The organism is Methanosphaera sp. (assembly GCF_022768985.1).
GTDB lineage: Archaea > Methanobacteriota > Methanobacteria > Methanobacteriales > Methanobacteriaceae > Methanosphaera.
The window spans coordinates 53,396-65,536 of the sequence record NZ_JALEKL010000008.1; the positions used below are offsets into that span (position 1 = coordinate 53,396).

A 12,141-nucleotide genomic window follows, 5' to 3' on the forward strand; every position below is an offset into this window, starting at 1 on the left:
TCCCCCTTATTATACCTTTTTTTAAAATTTTCAATACCTATAAATTCACTATTTTTTTACATTAAATCTTAAAATTTTAATAGAAATATTAAACAAATATAATAATACTATTCAAATTTAGGATAACTTTTCAAATAATTTAATAAAGGGGAATAAAAAAATATGAATCAAGATGAAAATTACACAAAACTATCACATATACTAAAAGATACAAAACTCTTCAATGAAGACTACTACCGCAAACACAACCAAGACCTACCAATAGGTGAGGATGCAGCAAAATACTACATAGAAAACAACAGAACACAACTAAGATGTCCAAGCCAATACTTCCACCCAGGATGGTACAAAAACCACTATGAAGACGTGAAAAAAAGCAACATAGAACCACTCATGCACTACCTGCTTTTTGGACAATATGAAGACAGACTATACAGATATGCACCAGTAGACTTTAAAAAACTAGACATACCAAACAAAGCAGAAGTAAAAAAGTACTATGATACAATATTTAATTCCCCACTATTTGACATAAACTACTACCTAAAACACAATGGAAACATAGACCTTGAAGGATACGACCCAATAGTACACTACATACTAAAAGGAGCACAAATGGGATATAACCCATCAAAAAACTTCAACACACAAAAATACTTGCTTGAACATAAAACAGACAAACTAATGACAAACCCACTATATCACTACATAAAATATGGAGATAAAATAACAGATAAAAAAGTTATCAATGAATTTGACAAACAAACAGGACTCATATCAAAGAAAAGATATCCAAGAGGAACAGTAAAAGACATACTAGAACACCTAGAAAAAAAGGTATCAATAATAATACCAGTATATAATGCATATGAAGAAACATGTGACTGTATCCGTAGTGTACTACTAAATACTGATGCAAACTATGAACTTATCATAATAAACGATGCAAGCCCTGATGAACGCATAAAACCACTACTTGATTCCCTCGAAGGAATTGAAAATGTACGCATAATCCACAACGAAGAAAATCAGGGATTTGTAAAAAATGTAAACAAGGGGATGGTACTTGCAGCAGACAACGATGTTGTACTACTAAATAGTGATACAATAGTAACACCACGCTGGCTATCAAAAATGGTAACAGCAGCATATAGTGACTCAACAATAGCAACAGCAACACCACTATCAAGTGCATCAGACATAAGTGTACCATCACTTGGTGAGAGTAAAGATCAACTCTTTTTAAATAAAAATGCATATCAGGTATCAAAAATAGACTATGACTCATACCTTGAAAGTCCAACAGGAAATGGATTTTGTTTATATGTAAAAAGAGGAGCAATAAGAAAACTAGGAATGTTTGATACAATCTTTGAAAAAGGATATGGAGAAGAAACAGACTTCACAAGCCGAGCACATAAGGCAGGATGGAAAAACATACGAGTACTAGATGTATTCATATACCACAGACGCCATGCATCATTCACATCAGAAAAATCAAACTACTACAAAGCACGAAACAAGAAAATAATACAACAAAGATACCCAGAAGTATATGACATGTGGGATAATTTTGTTAAAACACCACACCTACAAGATACACTAGAGAAGATAAAAAAGAATGTAATGCCATATTCTAATGGAGAAAAAATACTTTTTGTTACAGAAATGAAAGACAGCCAACCTGTCATAACAGATGAATTCTACAAAATAGCTGAAAAATATGATACACATATTTTAGCATTAGATAAAGAGGGAATGGCATTATTTATATATGATGGAATCTCAAAATTCACACCAATATACTCAAATAAATTAATGCAGAAAAGTAAATTAGATGCACAAAGATCTTACTTTAATATACTGGTAAATCAGAGATATGACCTAATGTTTATAAGACAATTTAAGTACTATCTTAGTTATGAATTTAGTAATTTAAATGAATTTATTAAATATGCAAAACCACTAGAAATTAAAACAATTAATGAAGGAATGTATCATGAAGATTTACTAAGTTTAATTGAGAAAAAACTTAATCCTATTAAATCACTAGATGAGATAGTTGAAGATAAGAAAAATGAATTTAGCTTCAAAGACAAAAAAGTAGCAGTATATACAGCAGTAACAGGTGGATATGATGATGTTATAATACCATCTGTTGTTGAAGAAGACTTTGACTACATATGTTTCACAGATAATGAAGACTTTAAATCTGACTTCTGGGAAGTACGATATATTACAGATTCAGATGATCTTGACAATATCAGAAAAGCACGTAAATGTAAAATACTTCCACATAAATACTTACCAGAATATGATTGTAGCTTTTGGATAGATGGAAACTTTAACACTATCGGATCTCTTAAAGATTATGTTAAAAAATACTATAAAAATAACAAATTACTTGCAATAGAACATGAAGAAAGACGTTGTATATATAGAGAAGCTCAAGCATGTATAGATCAAAATAAAGATTCAATAGAAAAAATTGAAAACCAGATTAACAGGTATAAAGAAGAAGGATATCCTTATCATAATGGTCTAGTTGCAAGTGGAATACTCTTCCGTGAACATAAAGATAGTGAACTTATTGATGTAATGAATACATGGTATGATGAAGTTAAAAATTACAGCTACCGTGACCAGTTAAGTTTCAACTATGCATGTTGGAAACATAACTTTAAATTTGATCTTAGTGATCTTTACTACTTTAAAAATGAGTACTTTGAAAGACTTGGACATACAAAAAATAAGAAGTTTGATGGAAAACTTAGACATTTACGTTATGATAATGAAACTAAAGATCAAATACTTACAAAGCTACAAGAGCCAACAACAATTATCATCCCAATATATAATGCATATGATGATACACAAAAATGTATAAAATCTGTGATAAGAAATACAAAACTACCATATGAACTATTACTTATTAATGATAATAGTCCTGATGAACGTATTGAACCAATGCTTCGTGACTTCGAGGAAAGATATGAAAATATTCATGTTATATCAAATCCAGTAAATAAGGGCTTTGTAAAAAATGTAAATATTGGATTACAATATGATGATAATGATGTATTACTTCTAAATAGTGATACTATTGTTACAGAAAAATGGCTTATGAAACTTAAATGTTGTGCATATGAAAGTAGTGATATTGCAACAGTAACACCTGTTTCAAATAAGGCTGGTGCATTTTCTGTACCTGTTATGAATTATTCAAATTGTATTGCACCTGAAGTTGGACTTAAATCAACAGCAAATATCATAGAAAAACTCAGCTCTGATTCAATTGATACACCGACAGCTAATGGATTTTGTATGTTTATTAAACGTGAAGTTATTGATAAAGTAGGTCTTTTTGATCTTAACTTTGGACGTGGATATTGTGAGGAAAATGATTTCTCAATGCGTGCATTAAATGCTGGATATAGAAATGTTATAGATACAACAACATACATATTCCATAATCATAGTAGTTCATTTGGTGAAGAAAAACTTAAACTAATGGAAAAAAACAGACAATATCTTGATGCAAAACATCCAACATATAAAGCTAAAATTACACAACTTGTTAATGATGAAAAATATGCTCAAATTCGTGCAGATATTTCAGATGCATTAAAGCCTGAAAATATAGAAGATTATGATACTAAAAATCTGTTATATGTAATGCATGAAGGAAAAGGTGGAACACTCTATACATCAGTAGATTTAATGCAACATGTATCTGATGAATATAATATTTATCTTCTAACTGCAAGTCGTCGAGATATGAAACTATTTAAGTATCAGAAAGTATCTGTAGATGATGGTGGAATTGAAAATGATAGAGAGTTTGAAAAACATCTAAAGCAAATTGAACAATGGGATTTCAAATCAAAATACACAATAGCTGAAGCATCAAATCCTGAATTTGAATTAATATACTTTAATGTCCTAAAACAATTAAATATTGACTTAGTTCATACACGTCATCTTGTACGTCATACATTTGATCTTCCAAGAGTTGCAAATTTAATGGGAATTAAAGTTCTTTTATCATTCCATGATTTCTACTTTGTATGCCCATCACATAATCTTATAGATGATAAAGGTAAATATTGTAATGGTATATGTACACCAATGACAACAGAAGATCCAGATGAAGGTCAATGTAGTGTTATGTTAGGTCTTGGTGTTCCTGTTGCTAAAAGATTTAATGAAACATGGCATGAACTTGTCTCTGAGATGTTTGAGAACTGTTCAGAATTTATAACAACATCAAAATCAGCATATGATATCTATACACGAATATATCCACAACTTAAAGAGAAGCCATTCCATATCATTGAACATGGACGAGATCTTAAAATACCAGATAATATTGAAATAACAACAGATATAGAAAATGATGATCCTATACGTATAGTTGTACCTGGTAATATTAGTATAAGTAAAGGTGCAGATTATGTCTATGATCTTAAAAAATGTGATAAGGATAATAAGATTGAACTTCACTTTATGGGTGATGTATATGGAGAATATGACTTTGAAAAAGTAGGAGTTGTTCATGGTCGTTATAAACGTTCTGAATTTAATGATATTGTTCATTCAATAAATCCTCATTTCATTGGTATTTTCTCGATCTGGCCTGAAACTTACTGTCATACATTAACTGAGGCTTGGAGTAGTGGTGTTCCTGTTTTATGTCAGGATCTTGGTGCTCCTGGTGAACGTATTAGGGCTAATGGTGGAGGATATCTCATATCATCTGATCCAAAAGAGGCATATGAGCAGATTATCTCATTTAAAGATAAACCTGCAGAATATGAAGAGATCATGAAGTCTATTGAGGATATAACAATTAAGTCTACAAGGCAGATGGCAGATGAATATCTTAGAATTTATAATAGTAATATGAAAAATGTATTATATCTTCAAAATAGTAATGATTTGAAATTAAGTAGTGAAGTAGGTAAGCTTTCATCTAATTCATATGTTCTTACCTCTGATGAAAATAGTATAAAACTTTATATGTATGATGAAATTGAACCAGATTATGGAGAGTTTGGTCGAAATTTTTAGAAGTTGGAAGATGGAATACCACACAACTTCATGGAAATGACGTAGTTTATGACTATGATGATGTATTTAATGAAATAATTGAGAAGTTTCATATAGACTTAGTTGTTATTAAACAATTAGATCATCATAGCTTTAATGTAGCTAGAATTGCACATAAATTAAATGCTAAAGTTGTATGTCAACTATGTGATTTTAGCTATATTTGTCCATTATTTAGCCGAAGTGCAGATAAATGTATTTGTAATGGGAACTGTCTTCCAATAAAAATTAAGGACAATATATGTGATAAATGTAATGAAAATATCACACATGAATATAAAGATTTCATAGATGAATATAGATCTAAAATTAGTGATATGTTTAGTTTCTGTGATGAATTTATTACATCATCAAACTATGCATATAAGATATATAGACAGGTTTATAATATTCTTAATAATAAACCATTTAAGGTAGTAGAGCCTGGATTTAACAAAGTTTTATGTACTTCTAGTAGTGGCATGTTTGATATAAGATGTGCCAATAAGATAAAAATTGCAGCTATTATTTATAATAATTTTGATATGCAATTTATCCATGAAATTGAAAAATGTGATGTAAACAATAAAGTTGAAATATATCCAACAAGTCTTGATAACTTAGATGTTACTGTTAACTTAAATAATCCTCACTTTATTGGATTGTTTTCACAAATTCCAGTGGTTTATCCATACACTATTAGCAGACTATTTAAGTATAGTATTCCTCTTTTATGTCTTGATGGTATAAATTCAATTGTTCCAAAAAGTCTTGGTGGATGTTTCATCTTGCCATCTGATGCAAAAGGTGCATATATACGCATTTGTAAAATATCTGAAAATAAGATACGTTATAATGTTGCACAAAATGAAATTGCAAACATTAGAATTTAATTCAATTAATAATTCTACAGATAACACTATTGAGGTATATAGAAATAATCTTAATTTTAATGTTTTATATGTTCTTCATGATGGTGGTGGTGGAGTATTATATGCAATGTATGATATTATACGTAATCTACCAAGTAATTTTAATGTTTATATTCTCAGGGGTGGTATTGATAAGTTCAGATTATATAAATATAGATCAGGTAGTGATTATGAACTTTCAAGTGATGATAGATCAATATATCATAACTTCAAATTAATAAGTGAATGGAATATTAAACATAAATACACAATTAAAAGTGAGAGCATAAGACAATACAGACAGATATACAGACACATACTATTTGAGTATCATATTGATGTTGTTCATATTCATCATTTAATTAAACATACATTTGACATTGCACATATTGCACATGATATGAATATTAAGACAATACTATCAATTCATGACTTCTACTATGTATGTCCATCTTATAATCTCTTTGATGATAAAGGACAATATTGTGGTGGTAGATGTAGCCCTATTATGACAAATGATCCAATAAAAGGTCAATGTTATGTTCCAAAAAATATACGACCACCTCTTCTTAAGGAATTTATAGCTCAGTGGAGAGAACAGGTAAGAGATATGTTTAGTTGTATATCTGAAATAATTGTTCCATCACAGTTTGTATACAATCTATATACTAACTTCTATCCTGAAATTAAGCAAAAGCTTCACATTATAGAACATGGATATGACAGTAGTAGTTATGAAATAACACCAGCAGATAACCTGAAAACAAGACCAATACGTATTCTTATACCAGGAAATATTGGATATCATAAAGGTGCTTGGTTTATCACCAAACTTAAAGAACTTGATGTTGATGGTAACATTGAACTGCACTTTATTGGTAAATTAAGCAGAGAATATGAACTTGAAAAAGTTGGTATATATCATGGAGAATATGAAAGAGGTGACTTTAACAAGTTTGTTGATGAAATAAAACCACACTTTATTGGAATATTTTCTATATGTGCTGAAACATACTGCTACACCCTAACTGAGGCATGGAGTAGTAAAACACCAGTAGTTGCCCTTGATATGGGAGCAGTGGGTGAGCGTATACGCACTAATGGTGGAGGATATCTACTATCTAATGATCCAAATGTTGCATATCGTGAAATTATAGAACTATCTGGTGATGTTAAATCATATCTTGACATGAAAGATGAAATTGAAGATATTAAAATTACTTCAACAAGTGATATAACAGGTGAATATGTTGATCTTTACATGAAAAATATAAAGTAATTCTTCTTTCATCTTATTTTACCTTTTTTTTCATTATCTATTAATATTAGTAAAATGTATAAATAGGAATTAATATATATTAAATATAGTATTTATTAATGGAATTATTTCCTCGAATTTAATTGAGGATTTTATATTTCATAGGGACGAAAAATTGAATAAATTAATTTTTTTAAATAGTTGATAAAATGAAAGCAATAACAGTAATGTCTTATGAACACTTTATAGGTGGATTAATAGCTGGTATTATTTCCGCAGTATTCAGTCTTAAAGGTATTCTTCCTATTACAAACTCTGTACTAGGTGTTATTATATCTTTAATTATTGTTTACTTACTTGGAAAACATGCAGAAAATAAGTTTGGACGTGAAGAAATATCACTCGGTACATGGGTAATGAATGGTGTTGTACCATACTACTTTATTTGGATGGTAGTTTGGATTCTTCTTTTAAACTACTTACCTGTATTTATACCTGGTGTAGTATTATAGAAACTTATTTATCCACACCCCACTTTTAATCTTTTTTTAAAATTTTACTTTTTTTTATTTTAGATGAACTTTCTTTTTAGAGATCTTATTTTTTTTTATATTATTTCATGGGAGATATTGAAAATTTATGTGTTCTATAGTTGGTATTAATGGAAAATTTAGTTGTAGTGATGTTGAAGTTATGCTTGAAACTCTAAAGCATAGAGGACCTGATGGATATGGAATTTATACAGATGGTAATATATACTACAACTGTTTTGATGATATAAATAGTTGTGATGATGGATTTATTATGGCTCATAACTTACTTTCTATTGTTGGTGATGTAAAACTTCAACCATTTAAGTGTGGTGATCTTACAATAGTTGCAAATGCTGAGTTATACAATTATAAACAGCTTATAGATGATTTTAATTTAGATATTGATGCTAGTAGCTGTTCTGATTGTGAAATTATTGTTGAAATTATTGAAAGAAATTATAATGGTAATCTTTATGATGCTGTGATAAAATCTATTGATGTTTTTGATGGTGATTATGCATTTGCTATTACTGATGGATGTGACTATATTGTTATGCGTGACAATTATGGAATTAAGCCACTATATTATGGATGTAACAGTGATAAATTTGCATTTGCATCAGAGCAGAAAGCATTAAAAAGCATTGGCATAACAGATATTGAAAATCTTAACCCACGATGTATGATATATAATGATAAAATCATAAAATATAGAAGTGAACCCAAACGTGACATATTCTATGATGACTACAACACGGCAGTAGAAGATCTTAAAGATGCACTAACACAATCAGTAGCAAAACGTGTTGAAGATCTTGAAAGTGTTGCAGTACTGTTTTCTGCTGGTGTTGATAGTAGTATTGTTGTTCAAATACTAAAAAATCTAGAAAAAGACATACAACTCTACACAGTAGGTGTTGAAAATAGTCAAGACTTAAAAGTTGCACGAAATGTAGCAAGCGATATGCACCTGCCCCTTAATGAATGGGTAATAGACCAGGAAGTTGTAGAAAACTACTTCTATGATACAATAGATACAATAGAAAGTAATAATATCATGAAAATAGGTGTGGGTATGACAATTAAATTAACATCAAAACTTGCACATGATGATGGATATAAGGTAATGCTAACAGGACAGGGTGCTGATGAACTATTTGCAGGATACAACCGTTATGCAAAAAAATACGACACACCAGATTTACTATATCAAGAACTTGAATGTGACCTTAATAACATCTATAATGTAAATCTTGAACGTGATGATAAATCAGCAATGTCAAACTCTGTAGAACTTAGAGTACCATTTCTAGATTTTAATGTTGTAGATGTAGCAGTACAGATGCCATATAACTACCTGATACATTCAAATGATGATAAGATACGAAAACATATTCTTCGTGATGTAGCCCTAAAACTTGGATTACCAGAAGATGTTGCAAAACGTCCAAAAAAGGCTGCACAATATGCAACAGGTATTGATAAAACAATACGAAAAAAACTACTAAAAAAGGATGAATATAGAAAACTTATTGAAAACTAGATAAACTTATTTAAGTAATTTTAAACATAAATATGATACAGTAATAAGTATATATTTTAGATAAAAACTATGAAGATAACTAATATTTATTAAAACTTAATAATAAAAAAAATTAATAGGAGCATAAATACTATGGAAATTAATCAGGAAGCAGAAAATATATTAAAAAAGTTTTCAGAAGAACTTGATCAAATACCTGATCTTGAAGAAACACAATATCTCGTAGATAACCTTAATCGTATGCGTGAAGATAAATCTTCAAACTCTGATTATGAAAAAATACTACGTAATGCACGTGTTGACAAAAATGGAAGTATAGTATCAGAAAAAGGGAAATGGACAAAATGAGATTAAAACTATTAATAGAATTGCCAGATACACCAGGGCAACTTGTTAATATACTAAGACCACTTTCAGGACTTGGTGCTAATATATCAACAATAATCCATGAACATGATAATCGTACAGCAGATGGAAGAATACCTGTACATTTTACAATTGAAGGATCACGTGAAATACTCAAACGTGGACTTGAAGTAATACGTTCAGAGGATGTTAATATAATAGAAATTGATGGTGTTCTACAAAAACAAAAACAAACACTACTACTTCTTGGAAGTTCTTCAAGTCAAGACATTATGAAGACAGTATATAAGATTGAAGATTTAAATGATATAAAAATTACAGGAGTAGATCTTAGTATTGGTAGTGATCTTGAAGAATCAGTATGTAAACTCATTATTGAAACAACAAATAATAAACAATTAGAAGCAGTTCGTCAAATACAAGAAATTACAGATGAAGATGGACTAGTATTAATTAAGCAAATCTAAAATAGGGAGTAAAAAAATATGAGTGTAAATAAGCTTAGATTATGTATTCTTGGTTTTGGAGCAGTAGGACAGGGTCTTGCAAAAGTTATCTTAATGAAGCATGATGAACTTATTGAAAGATATGGACTTGACCTTGAAATAACAGCAATATCAGACAGTAGTGGAGCTGCAATATGCCCTGATGGAATTGATCCACAAGTTGCTCTTGACATAAAAGAAGAAACTGGTAAAATATCCAACTACCCAGACTATGGAGTAGAATCAATAGATGGTATTGGAGTACTAGAGGAATGTGAATATGATTGTCTTGTTGAAGTTACACCAACAAATATTGATGATGGAGAACCAACACGCAGTAATATTCTAAAGGCAATGAATGATAAAAAACATGTTGTTACATCAAATAAAGGACCTCTTGCTTTAAACTTTAAAGAGTTAATAGAAACAGCACGCCAAAACAATGTAAAATTCCGTTTTGAAGCATCTGTTGGTGGAACAATGCCTGTAATAAACCTTGGACGTGAAGCTCTTGCTGGAAATAAAATCCACTCAGTACAGGGAATATTAAATGGTACAACAAACTACATACTTTCACGTATGGCAAATGAAGGTACAGAATATGAACCTACACTAAAAGAAGCACAGGAACTTGGAATTGCAGAGACAAATCCATACCAGGATGTTGAAGGTCTTGATGCTGCATGTAAAATTGTTATTATTGCAAACTCTCTTATGGGTTGGGATGTAACACTTGATGATGTATCACGTCATGGAATATCAAACATCTCCTCTGATGCAATAAAACTTGCACAAAAAGATGGATATCTTATAAAACTTGTAGCAGAAGCAACAGATGGAAAACTTACTGTTGCACCTATGCTTGTAAAAGAAGATTCACCATTTGCTGTAAATGGAACATTAAATGTAATTACACTTAAAACAGACTTATCTGAAGATGTTACTGTTGTAGGTGTTGGAGCAGGATCTATTGAAACAGCATCAGCACTACTAAGTGATATTATAAGTATTGGAAAATAGATTTAGATATTTTCCCAATTCTTTAAATCTTTCTCTTTTTTATTTGTTTTAACACCCCATGTGTGGTGTGAAATTATCCTCTTTTTTAATGATTTTAACTAGAAAGGATGGGGATTTAATTTTAAAAAAGTAGATTTTTAGGAATAACTAAAAAAAGATGGAATATATAAAAAAAAATTAAAGGAGTTAAAAAAAAGCATGTCTGATGAAAAATACATAGCACCACCATGGATTAAATATCCAACAAATCCAAAAAAATCTGAAATATGGAACGATGGAAGCTGTGCTGAATACCTGATAAAATTTAATAAAACAATAGATAATATGGATGAATACCTTGAAATCTTCCCAGAAGCACCAACATTTACACAAGAGCCAACAGCTGAAGGCTTCAGTAATGAAACCATGGAATTTCTAAATAATCCACAAAGACCAATATTTATCAAACTATGGACTTCTGATGGAAAACCAAAATATGAATTTGATCATAACCTTGATGAAAATACAATATACATGTATGATTCAATAATATCTGATAAATCAACACACCTCCACATAGGACGTGACACATTTGAATCAGTAGAAGATATTATATATAAAATAAAAAATAACTACGATCTTACACCTGAAGTTTATGATGAAATTAAATACACAATCTATCTTAATGCATTATACTATAAGATAATATGTGATATTAACTTTACAAAAGAACTAATAAAAACAGGAAACTACCCAATAGTATTTAAAAGCTCAAATCTTGAATGGGGAGTAAGTGATGATAATGGAAATATTCATGGTGAAAATCTCTTTGGTCTTGCAATGATGCAAATACGTGATGAGATATGTGATGTATTTAAAAACTATGACATGATAGACTGGGAAGTATCAGGAAAACCATACTCACAGGAAAGATGCATGTGTCACCATCATCACTAGA

The 12,141-nt window shown here is 30.0% G+C and carries 9 protein-coding genes; all 9 read left to right on the top strand.

Annotation, left to right across the window (positions count from 1 at the left end; genetic code table 11):
• Positions 1-162 precede the first annotated feature (162 nt).
• The 9 genes from MRZ80_RS03140 (at position 163) to MRZ80_RS03180 (ending at position 12,140) form a co-directional block, all read left to right on the top strand.
• Positions 163-5,070 (top strand): glycosyltransferase, encoded by a 4,908-nt coding sequence (locus tag MRZ80_RS03140; RefSeq protein WP_292536093.1) that lies wholly within the window; start codon positions 163-165, stop codon positions 5,068-5,070.
• Positions 5,071-5,426: 356 nt separating this feature from the next.
• The gene (locus MRZ80_RS03145) at positions 5,427-5,981 is read left to right on the top strand and encodes a hypothetical protein (RefSeq protein WP_292536095.1); all 555 of its coding nucleotides are present in this window, start codon (positions 5,427-5,429) and stop codon (positions 5,979-5,981) included.
• Entirely contained in the window at positions 5,956-7,278 is a 1,323-nt protein-coding gene (locus MRZ80_RS03150; protein WP_292536096.1) for a glycosyltransferase, read from the top strand. The genes MRZ80_RS03145 and MRZ80_RS03150 overlap by 26 nt, the downstream gene beginning before the upstream one ends.
• A 188-nt stretch (positions 7,279-7,466) precedes the next feature.
• Positions 7,467-7,769: a hypothetical protein gene (locus tag MRZ80_RS03155; protein WP_292536097.1), complete on the top strand. Its 303-nt coding sequence runs from the start codon at positions 7,467-7,469 to the stop codon at positions 7,767-7,769.
• Positions 7,770-7,896: 127 nt separating this feature from the next.
• Entirely contained in the window at positions 7,897-9,333 is a 1,437-nt protein-coding gene (locus MRZ80_RS03160; protein ID WP_292536098.1) for an asparagine synthetase B, read from the top strand.
• Between the two features lie 132 nt (positions 9,334-9,465).
• Positions 9,466-9,681 (top strand): Asp-tRNA(Asn) amidotransferase subunit GatC, encoded by a 216-nt coding sequence (gene gatC / locus MRZ80_RS03165; protein WP_292536100.1) that lies wholly within the window; start codon positions 9,466-9,468, stop codon positions 9,679-9,681.
• Entirely contained in the window at positions 9,678-10,166 is a 489-nt protein-coding gene (locus MRZ80_RS03170; RefSeq protein ID WP_292536102.1) for a hypothetical protein, read from the top strand. The genes gatC and MRZ80_RS03170 overlap by 4 nt, the downstream gene beginning before the upstream one ends.
• Positions 10,167-10,184: 18 nt before the next feature.
• Complete coding sequence (locus MRZ80_RS03175) at positions 10,185-11,204, top strand: homoserine dehydrogenase (RefSeq protein ID WP_292536104.1); 1,020 nt, start codon at positions 10,185-10,187, stop codon at positions 11,202-11,204.
• Positions 11,205-11,402: 198 nt separating this feature from the next.
• Complete coding sequence (locus MRZ80_RS03180; protein WP_292536105.1) at positions 11,403-12,140, top strand: hypothetical protein; 738 nt, start codon at positions 11,403-11,405, stop codon at positions 12,138-12,140.
• Position 12,141: the final 1 nt, after the last annotated feature.